This window comes from Deinococcus grandis (assembly GCF_001485435.1).
Taxonomy (GTDB): domain Bacteria; phylum Deinococcota; class Deinococci; order Deinococcales; family Deinococcaceae; genus Deinococcus; species Deinococcus grandis.
In genome coordinates this window covers 52,501-70,552 of sequence record NZ_BCMS01000001.1, presented here as the reverse complement: position 1 = coordinate 70,552, position 18,052 = coordinate 52,501, and the positions used below count along the sequence as shown (strand labels likewise).

18 protein-coding genes (1 of these 18 cut by a window edge) are annotated in these 18,052 nt (G+C 67.9%); 9 read left to right on the top strand and 9 right to left on the bottom strand.

Annotation, left to right across the window (positions count from 1 at the left end):
* Window positions 1-203: 203 nt before the first annotated feature.
* The 3 genes from dnaN (at window position 204) to pyk (ending at window position 4,216) form a co-directional block, all read left to right on the top strand.
* Complete coding sequence (gene dnaN, locus DEIGR_RS00375; RefSeq protein WP_046843743.1) at window positions 204-1,286, top strand: DNA polymerase III subunit beta; 1,083 nt, start codon at window positions 204-206, stop codon at window positions 1,284-1,286.
* A gap of 148 nt (window positions 1,287-1,434) precedes the next feature.
* On the top strand, window positions 1,435-2,703 hold the full coding sequence (gene eno, locus DEIGR_RS00370) for a phosphopyruvate hydratase (protein WP_046845082.1): 1,269 nt from the start codon (window positions 1,435-1,437) through the stop codon (window positions 2,701-2,703).
* A 70-nt stretch (window positions 2,704-2,773) separates the two neighbouring features.
* On the top strand, window positions 2,774-4,216 hold the full coding sequence (gene pyk, locus DEIGR_RS00365; protein WP_058974307.1) for a pyruvate kinase: 1,443 nt from the start codon (window positions 2,774-2,776) through the stop codon (window positions 4,214-4,216).
* Between the two features lie 258 nt (window positions 4,217-4,474).
* Here the strand turns inward: pyk and tyrS are convergent, their stop codons facing one another.
* Window positions 4,475-5,746: a tyrosine--tRNA ligase gene (tyrS, locus tag DEIGR_RS00360; RefSeq protein WP_058974305.1), complete on the bottom strand. Its 1,272-nt coding sequence runs from the start codon at window positions 5,744-5,746 to the stop codon at window positions 4,475-4,477.
* Window positions 5,747-5,923: 177 nt separating this feature from the next.
* On the opposite strand from tyrS, the gene DEIGR_RS00355 reads away from it, so the two are divergent.
* From DEIGR_RS00355 to DEIGR_RS00345, 3 genes are read left to right on the top strand one after another with little or no spacing between them, the layout of a single operon-like run.
* Window positions 5,924-6,493: an MOSC domain-containing protein gene (locus tag DEIGR_RS00355; protein WP_058974304.1), complete on the top strand. Its 570-nt coding sequence runs from the start codon at window positions 5,924-5,926 to the stop codon at window positions 6,491-6,493.
* Between the two features lie 22 nt (window positions 6,494-6,515).
* Complete coding sequence (locus DEIGR_RS00350) at window positions 6,516-7,070, top strand: YqhA family protein (protein WP_058974301.1); 555 nt, start codon at window positions 6,516-6,518, stop codon at window positions 7,068-7,070.
* Complete coding sequence (locus DEIGR_RS00345) at window positions 7,057-7,734, top strand: tRNA (adenine(22)-N(1))-methyltransferase (protein ID WP_058974299.1); 678 nt, start codon at window positions 7,057-7,059, stop codon at window positions 7,732-7,734. Before DEIGR_RS00350 ends, DEIGR_RS00345 begins: the two co-directional genes overlap by 14 nt.
* Window positions 7,735-8,406: 672 nt before the next feature.
* Here DEIGR_RS00345 and rny read toward each other — a convergent pair.
* From rny to rpsF, 6 genes are all read right to left on the bottom strand, one after another.
* A complete protein-coding gene (rny, locus tag DEIGR_RS00340; RefSeq protein ID WP_058974297.1) occupies window positions 8,407-10,125 on the bottom strand; it encodes a ribonuclease Y in 1,719 nt (572 codons plus the stop codon).
* A gap of 218 nt (window positions 10,126-10,343) precedes the next feature.
* Window positions 10,344-10,862, bottom strand: coding sequence for a DUF4384 domain-containing protein (locus DEIGR_RS00335; RefSeq protein WP_058974294.1), 519 nt, complete (start codon window positions 10,860-10,862; stop codon window positions 10,344-10,346).
* Window positions 10,863-10,980: 118 nt separating this feature from the next.
* A complete protein-coding gene (rplI, locus tag DEIGR_RS00330) occupies window positions 10,981-11,421 on the bottom strand; it encodes a 50S ribosomal protein L9 (RefSeq protein WP_046843749.1) in 441 nt (146 codons plus the stop codon).
* 11 nt (window positions 11,422-11,432) lie between these two features.
* Entirely contained in the window at window positions 11,433-11,708 is a 276-nt protein-coding gene (gene rpsR, locus DEIGR_RS00325) for a 30S ribosomal protein S18 (RefSeq protein WP_046843750.1), read from the bottom strand.
* A 42-nt stretch (window positions 11,709-11,750) separates the two neighbouring features.
* Window positions 11,751-12,641: a single-stranded DNA-binding protein gene (locus DEIGR_RS00320; RefSeq protein WP_058974292.1), complete on the bottom strand. Its 891-nt coding sequence runs from the start codon at window positions 12,639-12,641 to the stop codon at window positions 11,751-11,753.
* A 136-nt stretch (window positions 12,642-12,777) separates the two neighbouring features.
* Window positions 12,778-13,086, bottom strand: coding sequence for a 30S ribosomal protein S6 (gene rpsF / locus DEIGR_RS00315; RefSeq protein ID WP_046843752.1), 309 nt, complete (start codon window positions 13,084-13,086; stop codon window positions 12,778-12,780).
* A gap of 156 nt (window positions 13,087-13,242) precedes the next feature.
* Between rpsF and DEIGR_RS00310 the strand changes: the two genes are divergently transcribed.
* Both DEIGR_RS00310 and DEIGR_RS00305 read left to right on the top strand, forming a co-directional pair.
* Window positions 13,243-13,746 carry a DinB family protein gene (locus DEIGR_RS00310; protein WP_058974291.1) on the top strand — a complete coding sequence of 168 codons (504 nt, stop codon included), beginning with the start codon at window positions 13,243-13,245 and terminating at the stop codon, window positions 13,744-13,746.
* Between the two features lie 172 nt (window positions 13,747-13,918).
* A complete protein-coding gene (locus DEIGR_RS00305) occupies window positions 13,919-14,692 on the top strand; it encodes a GNAT family N-acetyltransferase (protein WP_236704610.1) in 774 nt (257 codons plus the stop codon).
* Between the two features lie 26 nt (window positions 14,693-14,718).
* On the opposite strand, the gene DEIGR_RS00300 is transcribed toward DEIGR_RS00305, so the two are convergent.
* Both DEIGR_RS00300 and prfB read right to left on the bottom strand, forming a co-directional pair.
* The gene (locus tag DEIGR_RS00300) at window positions 14,719-15,678 is read right to left on the bottom strand and encodes a serine/threonine-protein kinase (protein WP_058974290.1); all 960 of its coding nucleotides are present in this window, start codon (window positions 15,676-15,678) and stop codon (window positions 14,719-14,721) included.
* A 222-nt stretch (window positions 15,679-15,900) separates the two neighbouring features.
* Window positions 15,901-16,996, bottom strand: a protein-coding gene (gene prfB, locus DEIGR_RS00295) for a peptide chain release factor 2 (RefSeq protein ID WP_153013569.1) whose coding sequence is annotated in 2 segments (ribosomal slippage) — window positions 15,901-16,950 and window positions 16,952-16,996 — 1,095 coding nt in all. Because the reading frame shifts where the segments join, the coding sequence is not laid out codon by codon here.
* Between the two features lie 152 nt (window positions 16,997-17,148).
* On the opposite strand from prfB, the gene DEIGR_RS19520 reads away from it, so the two are divergent.
* Window positions 17,149-18,052 (top strand): IS630 family transposase gene (locus tag DEIGR_RS19520; protein ID WP_153013568.1). Its coding sequence is split into 2 segments (ribosomal slippage): window positions 17,149-17,619 and window positions 17,621-18,052, totalling 1,002 coding nucleotides (it continues 99 nt past the right edge of the window); the frame shifts between segments, so codons are not numbered across the junction.

Below are 18,052 nucleotides of genomic sequence, written 5' to 3'. Positions count from 1 at the left end.
AGGCTGTGGATAAGTCCCGAAGTTATCCACAGGTTATCCACAGGAAAGTGCCAGTTATCCACAATTTTGTCCACAGCGCAGATGCGCGCTCAGCGCAGGCCGAAGGCACTTATCCACAGTTTCCACAGGACCTATTACTACTACTACTATCTTTTTTTAGAATAAAGACAGATAAAAGATAGGGACCAGACAGAGAGGCACGCATGAACGTACACGTCACCAAGAAAATCCTCAGCGAAGGCCTGGGCCTTCTGGAACGCGTCATCCCCAGCCGCAGCAGCAACCCCCTGCTGACCGCCCTGAAGGTCGAGGCCAGCGAGGCTGGCCTGACCCTCTCCGGCACCAACCTCGAAATCGACCTGTCGTGCTTCGTCCCAGCCGAGGTCAAGGACCCCCGCAACTTCGTGGTGCCCGCCCACCTGTTCGCGCAGATCGTGCGCAACCTGGGCGGCGAACTGGTCGAACTGGAACTCAGCGGCTCGGAACTCTCGGTGCGGGCCGGCGGCTCGGACTTCAAACTCCAGACCGGCGACATCGACGCCTACCCCCCGCTGAGCTTCCCCGCGCAGGCCGACGTGAGCCTCGACGCGACCGAACTGGCCCGCGCGCTGTCCAGCGTCCGCTACGCCGCCAGCAACGAGGCCTTCCAGGCGGTGTTCCGCGGCATCAAGCTCGAGCACCGGCCCGAGGGCGCGCGCGTCGTCGCCTCCGACGGGTACCGCGTGGCGATCCGGGACTTCCCGGCCAGCGGGGATGGCCGCAACCTGATCATCCCGGCGCGCAGCGTGGACGAACTGATCCGCGTGCTCAAGGACGGCGAGGCCCGCTTCACGTACGGCGACGGGCAGCTGAGCGTCACGACCGACCGCGTGCACATGAACCTCAAACTGCTCGACGGGGACTTCCCGGACTACGAGCGCGTGATTCCCAAGGAGATCCGCCTGCAGGTCACGCTGCCCGCCACGGCGCTGAAGGAGGCCGTGAACCGCGTGGCGGTGCTGGCCGACAAGAACGCGAACAACCGCGTGGAGTTCCTGGTCTCGGAGGGCAAGCTGCGGCTGGCGGCCGAGGGCGACTACGGCCGCGCGCAGGACACCCTGGACGTGGTGCAGGGCGGCAGCGAGCCCGCCATGAGCCTCGCCTTCAACGCCCGGCACGTGCTGGACGCCCTGGGCCCGATCGACGGGGACGCGGAACTGCTGTTCTCGGGCTCGACCAGTCCGGCGATCTTCCGCGCGGCGGGCGGCGGCGGGTACATGGCCGTGATGGTGACCCTGCGCGTCTGAGGCGGTGGGCAGGTGGGGCGCGGCGCCTCACCTGTCTGCACCGGAAGTTGAACCGGGTGCATCTTTCTGCGGGAGCACCCGCTTATAGTGTCTGAAGTACACCTACTCGCCTGCGGGCGACAGGGCCGTGATCCGGGAGGAAACAGGGATGAAGATTCAGAAAGTGATTGCCCGTGAAGTGCTGGACTCGCGCGGGAACCCCACCGTGGAAGCCGAAGTTCACCTCGACAGTGGCCTGCAGGGCCGCGCGATCGTGCCCTCGGGCGCCAGCACCGGCACCCACGAGGCCCTGGAACTCCGCGACGGCGGCAGCCGCTACCTCGGCAAGGGCGTGCAGCAGGCCGTCAAGAACGTCAACGAGGCCCTCGGCCCGGCCGTGGTCGGCCTGGACGCCAGCGAGCAGGCCGCCATCGACGCCGCGCTGATGGCGACCGACGGCACCCCCAACAAGGGCAACCTGGGCGGCAACGCCATCCTGGCCGTCAGCCTCGCCGCGGCCCGCGCCGCCGCCGCCGAACTGAACATCCCGCTGTACCGCTACCTGGGCGGCAGCAACGCCAAGACCCTCCCGGTCCCGATGATGAACGTCATCAACGGCGGCGCGCACGCCGACAACAGCGTGGACTTCCAGGAATTCATGGTCATGCCCGTCGGCGCGCCCAGCTTCCGCGAGGCGCTGCGCTACGGCGCCGAGACCTTCCACAGCCTCAAGAAGGTCCTGTCGAAGAAGGGCTACAACACCAACGTCGGCGACGAGGGCGGCTTCGCCCCGGACCTCAAGAGCAACGAGGAAGCGCTGGACGTGCTGCTCGAGGCCATCGAGAAGGCCGGCTACGAGCCCGGCAAGGACATCGCCATCGCGCTGGACCCGGCCGTGACCGAGCTGTTCAAGGACGGGAAGTACCACCTCGAATCCGAGGGCCGCGTCCTCAGCACGGGCGAGATGGTGGACTTCTGGGCCGACTGGGCCAGCCGTTACCCCATCGTGAGCATCGAGGACGGCCTGGCCGAGGACGACTGGGACGGCTGGGCGCAGCTGACCGCCAAGATCGGCGACCGCGTGCAGCTGGTCGGCGACGACCTGTTCGTGACGAACCCCGAGCGTCTGCAGCGCGGCATCGACACGAAGGTCGGCAACGCGATCCTCGTGAAGGTGAACCAGATCGGCAGCCTGACCGAGTCCATGGACGCCATCGAACTGGCCAAGCGGCACCACTACGGCACGATCATCAGCCACCGCAGCGGCGAGTCCGAGGACAGCTTCATCGCGGACCTGGCGGTCGCCACGAACGCCGGGCAGATCAAGACCGGTTCGGCCAGCCGTTCGGACCGCATCGCGAAGTACAACCAGCTGCTGCGCATCGAAGACAGCCTCGGTGACCGCGCGGTGTTCCCCGGCCGCAAGGCGCTGCGCTGACCCCGGCGGGCGGGCGGCGGGGGAGACCCTGACCGCCCGCCGCTCTTCCCGCGCTTGGAAAGGATTCCAGATGAAACAGATTGACCGTTCCACCAAGATCGTGGCCACCGTCGGCCCGGCCAGCCGCTCCCCCGAGGTGCTGAGCCGCATGATCGACGCCGGCCTGAACGTCGTGCGCATGAACTTCAGCCACGGCGACCCCGAGGACCACCGCCAGACCGTGCAGATGGTCCGCGAACTCGCCGCCCAGAAGGGTGTCACCATCGGCATCCTGCAGGACCTGCAGGGTCCGAAGATCCGCGTGGCGCGCTTCAAGGACGGCAGCGTGACCCTCGCCCCCGGCGACAAGTTCACGATCACCATGGACGACGTCGAGGGCGACGAGACTCGCGTGGGCACCACCTACAAGGACCTCGTGCGCGACGTGCATCCCGGCATGGCCCTGCTGCTCGACGACGGCAACATGGCCCTGCGCGTCGAGGGCGTGCGCGGCAACGACGTGCTGACCACCGTCGTGATCGGCGGCGTCCTGAAGAACAACAAGGGCATCAACGTGCCCGAGGCCGACCTGAGCGTCCCCGCGCTGTCCGAGAAGGACGTGCAGGACATGGAGTTCGGCGCGGAACTGGGCGTGGACTGGGTGGCGCTGAGCTTCGTGCGGTCCCGCGACGATCTGCTGCTGGCCCGCCACTACATGTCCCGCTTCGGCAGCCGCGCCAAGCTGATGGCGAAGATCGAGAAGCCGCAGGCCGTGGACCGCTTCGAGGACATCCTGAAGGAAGTGGACGGCATCATGGTGGCGCGCGGTGACCTGGGCGTCGAGATGCGCCCCGAGCAGGTGCCGACCATCCAGAAGCGCATCATCCGCATGTGCCGCGAGGCGGGCAAACCCGTGATCACGGCCACGCAGATGCTCGAGAGCATGATCAGCCTGCCGCGCCCCACCCGCGCCGAGGCCTCCGACGTGGCGAACGCCATCTACGACGGCACCGACGCCGTGATGCTGTCGGCCGAGTCGGCTGCCGGGATGTACCCGGTCGAGTCGGTCGCCATGATGGCCCGCATCGCCCGCGAGGCCGAGGGCAGCGAGCACTACAAGATGCTCCAGCGGTCCCTGGTGATCGACACGGAACTGGCGCAGGACGCCATCGCGTCGGCGGCGTGCGGCATCGGCGAGAAGCTGGACTCCCCGGCGATCGTGACCTTCACGAGCACCGGCGGCGCCGCGGGCCGCATCGCGAAGAACCGCCCCCCGCTGGCGATCCTGGCGCTGACGCCCAACGAGCAGACCCGCAACCAGCTGGCGCTGTCCTGGGGCGTCGTGCCGGTCCTGAGCGAGGATCCGCGCAACACGGACGACATGGTCCGCATCGCGAACGAGGAGCTGCGCCGCAGCGGTCTGGCGGACGTGGGCGACCGGTACGTGATCACGGCCGGCGTGCCGTTCGGGGTGCGGGGCACGACGAACATGCTGCGCGTCGAGCGTCTGCGTGAGGATCTGCTGCAACCCTGACCGATCACCACCCGGACATTCAGGGATTCGTCAGATTTTTATCCACAGGGACGGGCTTTTTCCACACCGACCCTGTGGATAACTGCTGGGTTGTGCACAGGGTTTTGCTGCGCCCAGCGGTCGTCCACAGGCAGGGACAGTTGTCCACAGCGCCCTGTGCATAACTTTCCCCGCCCATACAGACCTGAAGATTGAATGAAGACCAGCCGACCGGGGCTCTGGGAAGCCCGTGAAGGCCCCATGAAGCCCCGGGGTGGATCAGGACCCCAGCACCAGCCGCGCGAACTTGTCCTTGCCCTTCTGGATGACCGCGCCGCCCTCCTGGGACAGCTGCTCACGGGTCAGGCTGGCCTGCGCGTCCGTCACGACCTCCCCGTTCAGCTTCAGGCCCCGGTTCTGCATCAGCTTGCGGGCCGCGCCGTTGCTGGGTTCCAGGCCCGCCAGCACGACCAGTTTCACCAGGCTGATCCGCTCAGGGTCCGCACTGTTCGCCAGTTCCGCCGCCGGGACCGTCACGGTCGGGATGTTCTCCGGAATGCCACCCTTCGCGACGCTGCGGAAGCGGGCCTCGGCGGCGTCCAGGTCCGCGTCCGGATGGAACCACGCCACCACCTCGCGCGCCAGTTCGCGGTGCGCCGCGACCGGGTGCCCGGCCAGCAGCTCCTCGATGCGGGGGCGGGGCAGGTCGGTCAGCAGCGTGAAGTAGTTGTCCAGCAGCGGATCGGGCACCTTCATCAGCTTCGTGAACATCTCGTGCGGCTCGTCGGTCAGGCCGATGTAGTTGTCGAGGCTCTTGGACATCTTCTCGGTGCCGTCCAGGCCGACCAGCAGCGGCAGGGTCATCACGACTTGCGACTCCTGCCCGTAATCCCGCTGCAGCGCGCGTCCCACGAGGTTGTTGAACAGCTGATCGGTGCCGCCCAGCTCCACGTCGGCCTCCAGCGCCACGGAGTCGTAGCCCTGCGTCAGCGGGTACAGCAGTTCGTGCACGGCGATGGGCACGCCGCCCTCGAAGCGCTTCTTGAAGTCGTCGCGTTCCATGATGCGCGCCACCGTGTAGCGGCTGGCGAGGCGGATCACGTCGGCGTAGCCCATGGGTTCCAGCCACTCGCCGTTGAACCGGACCTCCAGCACCTCGGGCTCCTGGCGCAGGATCAGGCGGCACTGCTCCAGGTAGCTCTTGGCGTTCTCGCGGGTCTGCTCCAGCGTCAGCGGCGGGCGGGTCTTGCTCTTGCCGCTGGGGTCGCCGATCATCGCGGTGAAATCCCCGATCAGCATGATCACCTTGTGGCCCAGGTCCTGGAACTGGCGCATCTTGCGCAGGATCACGGCGTGCCCCAGGTGTAGGTCCGGGCGGGTCGGGTCGGCGCCCAGCTTCACGCGCAGCGGCTGGCCCTTGGCGAGTTTGCGGCGCAGGTCGTCCTCGGACACCAGATCCACGACGCCGCGGCGCAGCAGGTCGATCTGGTCGTCCACGGGCAGGTTCCATCGGATGGGGGCGGGTTCTTGCCTCTTCACTTCATTCTGCATGGGCACTCCATGGGGGAGCGGCGCATCAGGACTGTCCGGATGCGCCGCTCGGGGGTTGGATTTCAGGCTGTGACTGACCCTGCTCCCACCGGTGGCGGCGGGCAGGGATACGCACGTCGGGTCAGACGCCTCATGCCGCCCAGCATAACAGGCGCCGCCACCCGCTAGCATCGGGCGGTGAAGACCATTCAGGAGTTGCGCGACACCTTCCCCCGGCCCGGCGTGGTCGAGTGGCTGGGCCTGCGCCCCGCGCGGCGCGCGCCCGTGCAGGCGGTCACGGAGGTCGAGGCGCACCCGCTGGTGGGATTAGTCGGCGATCACGGCAAGCTCGCCCCGCCGCGCCTGACCGCCCTGACCGGCGAGGCCGGGGAGGCCGCGCGCCCCGCGAACGCCCCCGCCATTCCCGGCGGGCCGGGGCGGCGGCAGGTGACGCTGATCCAGGCCGAGCACCTGCCCGTGATCGCCGCGCTGGCCGGGCTGGACGAGGCGAGCCCGGAGCAGCTGCGCCGCAACATCGCCGTGCGCGGCATTCCCCTGCTGGCCCTGAAGGACCGCCGCTTCCAGATCGGCGAGGTGATCCTGGAGGGCACCGGCGAGTGCCACCCCTGCTCCCGCATGGAGGAGACGCTGGGTGAGGGCGGGTACAACGCCGTGCGCGGGCACGGGGGCCTGACCGCCCGCGTGATCCGGGGCGGCGTGATCCGCGTGGGGGACGAGGTGCGCCCTCTCCCGGGCGCCGTCAGCTGAAGGGCCCGTTATGCTGGGCGGCATGCCCAAGCGTCCCGCCCCGCCCCTGAGCCGCACGCGGCGCGTCACGCTGGCCGGCGCGTTCGGGTTCACGCGCCTGATCGTGGAACTGGGCGTGCTGAGTTCCTTCGCGTTCAGCCTCGCGCTGTTCGTCGCCGCCATCGCGCAGGCGTACGTGACCATCCGCGCGGCGCTGGGTGACCTGGGCGAGGCGCACACCACCAAGACCCTGATCGTCGCGGCGGTCGAGCAGGCCGACACGCTGCTGGTCGGTGTCGCGCTGCTGATCATCTCGTTCGGGTTGCAGGCGCTGTTCGTGGGCCGCGTGCAGAACGTGCCCCGCTGGCTGCACATCGACTCCTTCGACGACCTGAAACAGAAACTGATCGGCATCGTGATCGTGGCGCTCAGCGTGAACTTCTTCAGCGTCGCGCTGGAATGGAAGGGCGGAACGGACATCCTCGTGTACGGCGCGGCCATCGCCGCCGTGATACTCGCCGTGGGCGCTTACTCCGTGATTCTCACCCGCCTCGGTCACCGCCCCGACGCGCCCGACGACCAGCATGCCGAACCTTGACGCACGCCTCCAGGCGGCCCTGCACCTGATCCAGGCCGACACTCACGCGGACATCGGCAGTGACCACGCGCACCTCCCCATCCGGCTGGCGCAGCTGGGCCACGTCACGCGCGGCGTGATCGTCGAGGTGAACCCCGGCCCGCTGGAACACGCCCGAGTGAACGTCGCCCGCGCGGGCCTCACGGACCGCCTGGAGGTCCGCGCCGGAAACGGCCTCGCCCCGCTGGCGCCCGGCGAGGTGCAGAGTGCCAGCATGACCGGTATGGGCGCGCAGACCATGCTGGGCATCCTGACCCGCACGCCAGACCGCGTGCCGGACGCGCTGGTGCTGCAACCGAACGACAGCCCGGAACCGCTGCGCCGCTGGGCGCAGGAACGCGGCTATCACGTCGCGGCGGAGGTCCTGGCCCCCGGGTTCTGGCGCTACCCGGTCCTGCGGCTGGAACGTCAGTCCGGCCCCGACCCGGCCTACGCGGCCCTGCCGGAGGCGGCGGCCCTGCGCTACGGCCCGCTGCTGCTGCGCGAGGGAGGCGTGCTGCTGCGCCAGCAGGTCTGGGCGGACGTCACCCGCCTGACCCCGCTGGCCGCCCCGGGCCGCGCTGCCGAGCACGACCTGCACGTCGCGCAGAGTGCCGCCGCGTGGCTGGCCGGGGAGAGAAAATAAAAAACCCGCCTTCTCCGGCGGTGATAGAAACAACATAGCGCGGTATGCAGGCGGCGTCAAGCCTTGCGGGGTGGCTGAAAAAATGACGTCCTGAAGAGGCTTTTTTTCTGGTTCTGTTGCCGAGGTATGCACTGCCAGTCGAGGTGCCTGGCCTTCCAGAAGGGGCTGGCGGCGGCGGACTCGACGAAGGGGACAGCCGGTCGCCGGGAGTTACGGGTGACCAAAACGAAAAATCCGCCCTTCGCGGACGGTGATAAGAAAAATATAGCGCGGTATGCAGGGCCGGTCAAGTCCTGCGCGCAGCCCGGCAATCTGTCGTGCTGGACGTTCTTCCAGCAGGAGCAGCTGCCGGGGGCTATGCAGTCGGCTACGCCCGACCGGTGCTGATCTTCCTGCTGCTGCGCGCCGGACGGGTCGTGTCCGGCGGCCTGATCGGCAGGGGAGAGGGGCACCCGGTGGGGGCTTGCGTGGGGGTGCAGAAACCAAAACAAAAAATCCGCCCTTCTCGGACGGTGATAAAAGTAGGATACCCCGGTATGCAGGGTGTGTCAATCCCTACACAGCGGCCTGAAAAATCTCGTGCCAGACGGGTCCTTTCCGAGCGTGTTCCGGGCGGTATGCAATGAAGAGGGCCGGAGCGCATGGCCCCGGCCCTCCTCTGTCCGCTTCCGCTCAGCGGGCGAGTTCCACGGCGCGGCTCTCGCGGACCACGGTCACCTGCACCTGACCGGGGTACTCCATGTCCTGCTCGACCCGCCCGGCGATCTCGCGGGCCAGCAGGGTCGCCTGGGCGTCCGTGACCTTGTCCGGCTGCACGATCACGCGCACCTCACGCCCGGCCTGGATGGCGTACGCCTGCTGCACGCCGGGGAACGACACGGCGATCTGCTCCAGCATCTCCAGGCGGCGCACGTACGATTCCAGTTCCTCACGGCGCGCCCCGGGCCGCGCGGCGCTGATCGCGTCGGCGGCGGCGACGAGCACGGAGTACAGCGTCTCGCCGTTCTCCGGGTCGTGGTGGTGCGCGATGGCGTCGATGACCTCGGCGGGCTCCCCGAACCTCTTGGCGAGGTTGATGCCGATCTCGACGTGCGTGCCGTCGATCTCGCGGTCGATGCTCTTGCCGACGTCGTGCATCAGTCCGGCGCGGCGGGCCATGCCGGCGTCCAGCCCCAGCTCCCCGGCCATGATGCCGGTCAGGTGCGCCACCTGAATGGAGTGCTTCAGGACGTTCTGCCCGTAGCTGGTGCGGAAGTACATGCGGCCCAGCAACTGCACGAGGCCCGGCTTGATGCCCACCACGCCCGCCTCGATGGCGGCTTCCTCGCCCTGGGCGTGCATGAAGGCCTTCATCTCGTCCTGCGCCTTGTGCACCATCTCCTCGATGCGGGTCGGGTGAATACGGCCGTCGGCGACCAGTGCGTCCAGAACGTGCTTGGCGACCTCGCGCCGCACCGGGTTGAAGCTGGAGAGGATCACCGCTTCGGGCGTGTCGTCGATGATCAGGTCCACGCCGGTCAAGGCCTCGAACGCGCGGATGTTGCGGCCCTCACGGCCGATCAGGCGACCCTTCATGGCGTCGTTCGGGATGGGCACGACCGACACGCTCAGGGCGGCGCTCGTCTCGGACGCGCTGCGCTGGATGGCCTGCGCGATCACGTGCCGCGCCGAGCGTTTCGCGTCGGCGGTAGCACGCTCCTGCATGGCCTTCACGCGGATCGCTTTCTCTTCTTCCAGTTCGGCGTCCAGGCGGGTCAGGATGTCCGCGCGGGCCGCCTCGGGCGACAGGCCCGCGATCTCGAACAGTTTCAGCTCGGCCTGATGCAGCCGCGCCGCGATCTCCTGCTCCTGCGTGCCCAGGTGCCGGGCGCGGTCCTCGAGTCGCTCCTCGAGCGAGTCGAGTTTCTCGCCGCGCGCGTCGAGCTGCTCGGCGCGGCGGTTGAGCCGCTCGATCTCGCGTTTGAGTTCCTCGCGTTCCCGGCGGGTCTCCTGGCGGTCGCCGCTCAGCGCCTCGCGTTCCCGGGCGGCGTCTTGCTTGGCCTGCGCGCGTTCCTGCTCCAGTCCGGCGCGCAGGGCGCTGATCTGGTCACGCTGGCCCTGCAACTGCGTGAGCTGCGTGTCGAACTGCGCGAGTTGCACGTTCAGCTGGGCTTCGCGGTCACTGGCTTCCTTGATTCTGCGGGTGGCGTCCTGCCTGTCCTGATCGGCCTCGGCCCGCGTGGTGCGGGCGTCGGCGTCGGCCTGCGCGCGGATACGGTCCGCGTCGCGCTGGGCTTCCTGTTGCAGGCGGTCGTCGATCTCGGCGCGCTGCCGCGCCCCACGACTCTGCCCCGCCAGGAACCCCCCGACCAGTCCGAGCAGCAGCGCCACGATGATCCATGTGATCGTCACGGTGCGCTCCTTTGATGGTGTGTTGCATGGGGCACGCGCCTGCATGGCCACGCGCCCCGGGGTGAGAAACTGAGGGTGAACGCCACCCTGGTTCGTGTGGGGACGTTCGCCCCAAGTGTAGCGGGAAAGCCCAGCAGCGCGCGAAGGCCTGCCCCGTCAGTCCGGGCAGGCGGCAGGAACGACGGTTCTTCAGAACCGCTTCGGCCGGGTGGCGCTGATCAGGGCTGGACGGTGAAGGTCAGGGTACCGGCCACCTCGGGGTTCAGGAGCTTCACCTTCGCGGCGACCGGGCCCAGCAGTGCCCCCGCTCCCTGGGAACGGACCGTCGCAAACACCGAACTGGGACTGGTGTAATCGCTGACGCCACTCAGGTTCAGCGGGCCACTGCTGACGTACAGCAGCGCCGTGTGGACGCCGGTAGGCGCGCTGGCACGGAGGAAGAAGGTGCTGCTGGCCGAGGGGAACAGCTGGGTTTGATCGGCATTCACGTGCACCTGACCGTCGGGCTGACGGTTCGGGAGGAGCTGGATGACGCTGCCGTCAGGCGACTCGATGAACAGGGCGACTTCACCGCTGACCGGGCTGCGCAGCGTGAACCGGAGCTCCTGCCCGACCCGTGGCTCGGCAGGATCGAGGGTCAGGACTGCTGCAGTGGGTGCCGTGGGCGAAGGCGCATCCTGAGGCGCGCAGCCAATCAGGGCAGGGAACAGGAGGGTGGACAGCAGGGCGGGGCGCATGCGCTGACCCTATCCGCCCAGGCAGGTCAACGTTGCCCCAGGTGTGGATGTACCAGTGAAAGGCCAGGAAAGCAGAAGACCCCCGCCACGGGGGCGGGGGTCAAACGCGCGGGGGCGTTTACTTCGCGGCGTGCACCACGAGCTTCATGGGGATGCTCACTTCGGGGTGGGCGCGGTAGGAGATGTCGTACTCGCCAATTTCCTTGACGGTTTTCGGCATCGTGATGCGGCGCTTGTCCACGTCGAAGCCCAGCTTGTCGAGCGAATCGGCAACGTCCTGGTGCGTGACCGCACCGTAGATCTTGCCTTCGCCGGCGCGGACGCTGAGTTCCACGGCGACGCCGTTCAGGCGGCTGGCGAGGTCCTCGGCGCTGGCCTTCTCGGCCGCCAGGGTCTTCTGGCGGGCGCGGATGCGGGCCTCGAGGCTCTTCATGTTGCTGGCGGTGGCGGGCGTGGCGATGCCCTGGGGGATCAGCCAGTTGCGGGCGTAGCCGTCTTTGACGTTCACGACGTCGCCGGTCTTGCCGAGCTTGCCGGGTTCAAGAAGAATTACTTGCATGTCAATTCTCCTTATTTCCGGACGAGCTTCTCGGTGTAGGGCAGCAGGGCCAGCTGGCGGGCGATCTTGATCGTCTGCGCGATGCGGCGCTGGTGCTTGGCCGAGAGGCCCGTGCGGCGGCGGGGGAGGATCTTGCCCGTATCGCTCACGAAACGGCGCAGCATCTTCACGTCTTTGTAGTCGGTGATTTCCAGTTCCCCGATGGAGAACGGATCGACCTTGGGCTTGCGGGGACGCTTGGGTCCCTTGCCGCGCGGTTTACGCTCGGCGCTGTTGGTCTGGGTCATGTGTTAGTCCTTGAAATCTGCGTTCCTCTCCCCAAGCGGGGTTCAGAACGGCAGGTCCTCGTCCGGTGGGAAATCGTCGAGACCTTGGTCAATATCTAAGCCGCCCGAACGGTTCCCCGTGTTCGCTGCCCGGCTCGGCTGGCCGTAGCCGCCGCTCTGGGGGCGCGCCGCACTGCTCGCGGTCTGCGTGCGAGGTCCGGCGGGGGTGGCTGCAGGGTTACCGGCCCCTGCGCCTCGGGACAGGGCTTCGACTCGCGTCGCCTCTACTTTGGTGGAGTTGCGTTTGTTACCGTCGCGGTCGGTCCACGCTTCGTTGACCAGTCGTCCCTGCACGAGCACGGGGTCCCCTTTGCGGAGGTCCTTCATGCGTTCGGCGAGGTCGCGCCACAGCGTCACGTCGATCCAGTGGGTCTTCTCCTGTCGCTGGCCCTGTCGGTCGTTCCAGGTCTCGTTCACGGCCAGGCCGAGTCCGAGCACGGCGTCGCCGGCGGGGGTGTAGCGCAGTTCGGGGTCACGGGTGACGTTCCCGATCAGAATGACTTCGTTCATGCCGCTGCTCATGCGAACGCCGCCTCCGGCGTCCTGAACGAGTTCGGGGGTGTACCCGAGCTGTTCCATGCGCAGGGCTTTCACGCGGACCATGCTGCGTTTGCCGCCTTCAGGGGCTTCCCACTGGCTGTACTCCACGCTGCCTTCGACCATCACGGCGTCGCCGCCTTTCAGGTTGCGTTCGGCCTGCCACTCGGCGGGTTTGCCGAGAATGGACACGCGGTGGTACCAGGGGAGTTTGCGTTCGCGCCCGTCGTTGCCGATGACGTGATCTTCACCGGCGATGGTGGCCTCGAATACGGCAGTGCCGCTGGGGGTGTAGCGCAGTTCGGGATCGCGGGCGAGTGCGCCGATCAGGTAAACGTGGTTCATGCCTCGGGCCATGACGTGGTCTCCTTTGTTGCTGGCTGAATCCGGCAGGATTCGTACTGGGGTCTTGGATGCGGCTGGCGTGTGTGGCCCTTGCGGGTTGACCGTACAGTAACAAACCCGATCTCATTACGTCAAGAGCGTAAGGAGATCAGGCCTTCTTGGTCTTCCACTCCGGGCGGTCCTTGACCACCAGGACGCGGCGCACGTGGTCACGCAGACGCAGGGTGCTGGCGATGTCCGTTTCGGGGTTGCCGGCGGCCTTGATGGTGTACATCAGGTAGTAGCCCTCGCGGTCCTTGTTCACGGCGTAGGCGAGGCGGCGGTTGCCGAGCTCGTCCAGGTTGCTGATTTCCCCGCCCGCGTTCTTCACGGTGGTCTCGATGTAGTCCTTCTCGATGCCCACCTGCTCGGCACTGAGGTTGGGGTTCAGGATCAGGTTCAGGTCGTACTGGTTCATAGTTCACCTCCTCTGTCGCCGCACGCAGGCGGAGTGTCCTGACAGGGTCAGGCCTCGCCGGGCAGCGCAACTCACCACATTACCAGAGTCCGCGCGCGGTTGCCAGCCGTCAGATGACGCATGTCCAGCCCCGCCTCGCCCCGTACGCTGGCAGGCATGAGCGACCCCATCCCGTCGGCGTCCAGCGCGGTCAGCGGCATCCTCGACATCCTGCGCGAGGCCACCCTGGGCGGCCACCCCGGCCAGGGCACCGCCTTCCTAGACGGCACCAGAGCCGACGGCAGCGGCAACCACGGGCTGCTCGCCACCCTGGACGCCCTGAGTGCCGAGCAGGCCAGCCGGGAGGTGCTGGGCAGTACCGTCGCCGCGCACGCCGCGCACGTGGCCTACCACCTCGAAGTCATCGTCCGCTGGGAGCGCGACGGAGACCGCGGTCCCTTCGACTGGAAAGGCAGTTTCGAACCGGCCCAGGTGGACGCCGCCGGGTGGAAGGCCGCCCGCGAGCGGCTGCGCGCCGCCTACGACGCCCTGGTGACCTTCGCCCGTACCTGGGAGGACCGGCCCGCCGACGGCGAGGTGACCGGCGGCCTGAGTGGCGCGGTCGCGCACGTCGCGTACCATCTAGGCGCCATCCGGCAGCTGATCAAGGCCGTTCCGTGACCCTCCCGGACGGCTGGACCCTGCGCCCCTACACCTCTGACGACGCCGACACCTTCGCCGCGCTGCTGAGCCTGGGGGCCGCAGCACCAGCGGCGCGGACCTGCTCGCCGCCGACGCCCGGCGCGGCCCCGGACCACAGGCCACGCGGCAGCTGCTCGTCCGTCGCGGTGAGGTGCTGGGCGGCTGGCAGCTCCAGCCCTCGCTGTTCATCCCGCCGGACTTCCTGCAGGTGAGCGTGCTGGTCTTCCCGGCGGCGCGCGGGCAGGGTGTGGGCCAGCGGTTGTGGCAGGCGGCGCAGCAGACCGCCCGTGACCTGGGTGCCCGGGGCCTGAGCAGCGACGTTCCGGATGCCGACCCGGCCCACCGCGCCTGGGCCGAGCGGCGCGGCTTCACGCTGCGCACCCACCGCTACGCCTCCGAACTGGACCTCACCGGTGTGAACCTCGCGGACTTCCGGCCGCAGCTGGACGCCGCCCGCGCGCAGGGCGTGACCTTCACCGACCTGCGCGGCGAGGGCGACGCGACCCTGGAGCGGTACGTGGACTTCGTCGCCGACCGCCTGACCGAGACGCCCGACCTCGCCGGGTACCCCCGCTGGACACCCACGCAGGTGCGTGACGCCCTGCGCCTGGACCGCGACCCCCGCCCCGACTGGCTGATCCTGGCCCTCGGCCCGGACGGCGAGTGGCTGGGCACCACCGCCATGGTCCGTTTCCGGCACCTGCCGTTCGTGTACAACGAACTGACCGCCCTGCACCCGTCCGCGCGCGGGCGCGGGCTGGCGCTGCCGCTGAAACTTCAGGTCGTGCAGCGCGCCCAGGCCGGGGGATTCACAACCATGCGGACCAACAACCATTCCCTGAATGCCCCCATGCTGGCCGTCAACCGCCGCCTGGGCTTCCGGCAGCTCGCGGGACGCTACGAGATGCACGGCCTGCTGCGCTGAGGCCCGTGTCAGTCCGGCGGGCCGCTCTACTTGCGGCGCCGGAAGGGATTCCAGCGCGCTCCCCTCTCCGGTTCAGGGGCGGGCGTGGCGGCCGGGCGCACCTGCGCCGGTGCGTGCCGACCCATCGGCCGCGCGGCCTCCGGCTCCGGCTGGGCGTCCTCCTCGTACACCTCGTCCGCCGGGGTTTCTCCGAGGGCACTCAGGAGCGCGCGGCGGATCTGGTCGGCCGGCGGACGGTCCGCCGGTCGTTTGGCGAGGGCCAGTTCCGCCAGTCGCCCCACCGGGCGCGGCACGAGCGGGTTGACCTGCGTCATGGACATCGGGAAGCGCGTCAGGTGCGCGACCATCAGTTCCTCGTACGTGTGTCCGTGGAAGGGCCGGTCCCCGCCCAGCAGCTCGTACAGCATCACGCCCAGGCTGTACACGTCGCTGGCGCTGCTCGTCGCCTCGCCCTGATAGACCTCCGGCGCCATGTAGAAGGGACTGCCGCTGGTCTTGCCGCCCTGCGCCACGAAGTACGTGTTGCCCAGGTCCCCCAGCGCCGCGCGTCCGTCGTCGGTGACGTACACGTTCTGCGTCTTCACGTCCTGATGCACCGCGCCCTGGTGGTGCAGGTACGTCAGGGCCGACGCGATGTCCGCCAGGATCCGCAGCGCCGCCGGGAGCGGCAGGGTCTTCTCGGGCAGTTCCGCGAGCTGTTCGTTCAGCGCGCCCCTGGGGTAATACGCGATCGCCAGGAACGCCCCCGGCCCGAAGGGCGTGCCGTCGAAGCCACGCACGAGGTGCGGGTGGCGGAACTGCAGCGTCAGGCGGACCTCGTTCCCGAACCGTTCGGCGGCGGCCTGCACGGCCAGCGTCTCCGGGTGCGGGATCTTCACCGCGACCAGCTGACCCTGCGCGCCGGTCGCGAGGCGCACCAGTGAGGTGTTCCCGCGCCCCAGTACGCGGTGCAGGGTGTACCCAGAGATGGTGCTGGCCTCTGTCATGCTTGTCCCCAAGGGTGTCACGTTCCGCCGCCCCTGGCAAGCACGGACGCCGCGGCGTGCCTGTCCAGGCGGCCCATTCATGCAGCCCAGCCACGCGGCCCATCCAGCTGGCCTCTCCAGATGGCCCCTATTATGGACGGTCACCGTCACGGGACAGCAGGAGGGGGAGCGCCGCCGCCCCCGCGACACGCTCCCCCCACACCGGCCGGTCCGGACCGGAGGTTACTCGTCGTCGCTGCTTTCCTCCGCGACACGCTTGCCGGCCATCCATTCCAAGCCTGCCCACTGCAGGTCCTCGAGGTCACCGTCGAGCACGTCGTCCGGGTTGTGCTTCATGACGCCCGTGCGGTGGTCCTTGATGTACTGCTTGTCGAGCACGTACGAGCGGATCTGGCTGCCCCACTCGATCTTCTTCTGCTCGCCGCGCGCCTTGGCTTCCTCTTCCTCGCGCTTGCGCATCTCGATGTCGTAGAGGCGCTGCTTGAGGATCTGCAGGGCGATCTCGTGGTTCTTGATCTGCGAGCGCGTCTGCTGCGACGCCACCGCGATCCCGGTCGGCAGGTGGGTGAGGCGCACGGCCGAGTCGGTCGTGTTCACGCCCTGCCCGCCCGCGCCCTGCGAGCGGAACACGTCACGGCGCAGGTCACTGTCCGGAATGTGGATGTTGATCTCCTCCTCCGGCACCTCCGGCACGACGTCCACCGACGCGAAGGACGTGTGACGGCGGTTGTTGCTGTCGAACGGCGACACGCGCACCAGACGGTGCACGCCATGCTCGGGCAGCATCATCCCGAAGGCCTTCTCGCCCCGGATGATGAATTCGCTGCTGATCACGCCCGCCTGATCGCCGTCCACCTGATCGATCAGGTCCACCTTGTACCCGCGCCGCTCGGCCCAGCGCATGAACATCCGCGTGAGCATCCCCGCCCAGTCCATGCTTTCCGTGCCGCCCGCCCCGCTCTTCACGCGCACGATCGCCGCCGTGTCGGCGTGCTTCATGGTGAACAGCGTCTCCTTGTACAGCTCGTCCACGCGTTTCTCGATGGACTGCTGCTCCTCCATGAGCATCTCGCGCTCGTCGGCGTCGGCCATTTCCAGCATCTCGCTGAGGCCCTGCGCGTCCGAGTTCAGGGTCTGGTACCCCTCCACCACGCGCCGCAGCGTCCCGGCTTCCTGCGTCACCTTGCGGGCGCGGCCGGAGTCGTTCCAGAGTTCCGGGTCGCTCAGTTCACGGTCGAGTTCGTTCAGGCGGCGTGTTTTTCCGGGAATGTCAAAGGTACTCCCGGAGCGACGCGAGTTTTTCCAGCAGTTCCTGCATGGGCGTGCCTCCCTTCCGCGCACTCCCGTTGAGCGGGACGCGGGTTCATATGCCAAGAGAACAGTATAGGGAGGTGGGGCGCAGCTCGCGGGACGCGGATTGCAGTTATTGATTCCTGCGTTGGAGCGTAACGAGAGGGGTACGATGAGGGCATGCCGCCAGCCTGGCAACCCACCCGGTGGACCCGCGAACAGATGGAAGAACGGCGACTGTTCGCTGAGCCGTATCTCCGCGCAGGGGAGCTCAGCTCCACCCAGATCGCCGAACGGTGCGGCGTCAGCAGCAGTGCCGTTCGACGATGGCGACAACGTCTGCGCACACAGGGCTCTCTTGAAGCCACCATTGCTCCAGGCCGCACACCACGACTGACAGACGCTCAGATCGCCCAGATCATGACGATCCTCAGCGCGGGGCCGGGCCCCGCGCAGGCCCCGAATGCCCGCTGGACGTGCCCACAGGTGCGCGAGCTGATCGGCCAGACCTACGACGTGTGGTACGACGTCGATCACCTCAGTCGGCTCTTACGGCAGTGGGGATTCACACCACAGAAACCGATGAGGCGGGCACGAGAACAGGATCAGGAGGCCCTCGTCACCTGGGTGGACACCACGGTGCCCGAGTTGGAAAAAAAAAGTTGAGGCCGGAGAAACACTCGTCTTCATCGATGAGGTGGGCTTCAGCTTGAAGCCCACCGTGACCCGCACCTGGGCCCCCTGTGGTCAGACGCCCGTGTTGGTGTCCAAGTACCGCTGGGACAGCGTGTCGACGATTGGAGCGATCGCCACGACGGGACAGTTTCTGCAACACACGCATCCAGCGTCGATCAACGGCGCACACGTCCTGTCGTTTCTGTCGCATCTGTTGCGTCACATTTCTGGATCGATCACGGTACTGCTCGATAACGCCCGCATTCACAAGACGAAGGCGCTGGGCGCCTTCGTTGCAGCTGAACCTCGATTGTCGGTGGTGTACTTCCCGCCATACGCGCCTGAACTGAATCCGATTGAGCCGGTGTGGGCGTATGTGAAGCAGCATGTCCTCGCGAACTTCTGCCCG

Coding starts and splice junctions, on each gene's coding strand:
- dnaN (WP_046843743.1), top strand. CDS start 204: ATGAACGTACACGTCACCAAGAAAATCCTCAGCGAAGGCCTGGGCCTT.
- DEIGR_RS00310 (WP_058974291.1), top strand. CDS start 13,243: ATGAGCGACCCCATCCCGTCGGCGTCCAGCGCGGTCAGCGGCATCCTC.
- rplI (WP_046843749.1), bottom strand. CDS start 11,421: ATGCAAGTAATTCTTCTTGAACCCGGCAAGCTCGGCAAGACCGGCGAC.
- rpsR (WP_046843750.1), bottom strand. CDS start 11,708: ATGACCCAGACCAACAGCGCCGAGCGTAAACCGCGCGGCAAGGGACCC.
- DEIGR_RS00335 (WP_058974294.1), bottom strand. CDS start 10,862: ATGCGCCCCGCCCTGCTGTCCACCCTCCTGTTCCCTGCCCTGATTGGC.
- pyk (WP_058974307.1), top strand. CDS start 2,774: ATGAAACAGATTGACCGTTCCACCAAGATCGTGGCCACCGTCGGCCCG.
- DEIGR_RS00320 (WP_058974292.1), bottom strand. CDS start 12,641: ATGGCCCGAGGCATGAACCACGTTTACCTGATCGGCGCACTCGCCCGC.
- DEIGR_RS00300 (WP_058974290.1), bottom strand. CDS start 15,678: ATGACAGAGGCCAGCACCATCTCTGGGTACACCCTGCACCGCGTACTG.
- DEIGR_RS00345 (WP_058974299.1), top strand. CDS start 7,057: ATGCCGAACCTTGACGCACGCCTCCAGGCGGCCCTGCACCTGATCCAG.
- DEIGR_RS00350 (WP_058974301.1), top strand. CDS start 6,516: ATGCCCAAGCGTCCCGCCCCGCCCCTGAGCCGCACGCGGCGCGTCACG.
- eno (WP_046845082.1), top strand. CDS start 1,435: ATGAAGATTCAGAAAGTGATTGCCCGTGAAGTGCTGGACTCGCGCGGG.
- tyrS (WP_058974305.1), bottom strand. CDS start 5,746: ATGCAGAATGAAGTGAAGAGGCAAGAACCCGCCCCCATCCGATGGAAC.
- rpsF (WP_046843752.1), bottom strand. CDS start 13,086: ATGAACCAGTACGACCTGAACCTGATCCTGAACCCCAACCTCAGTGCC.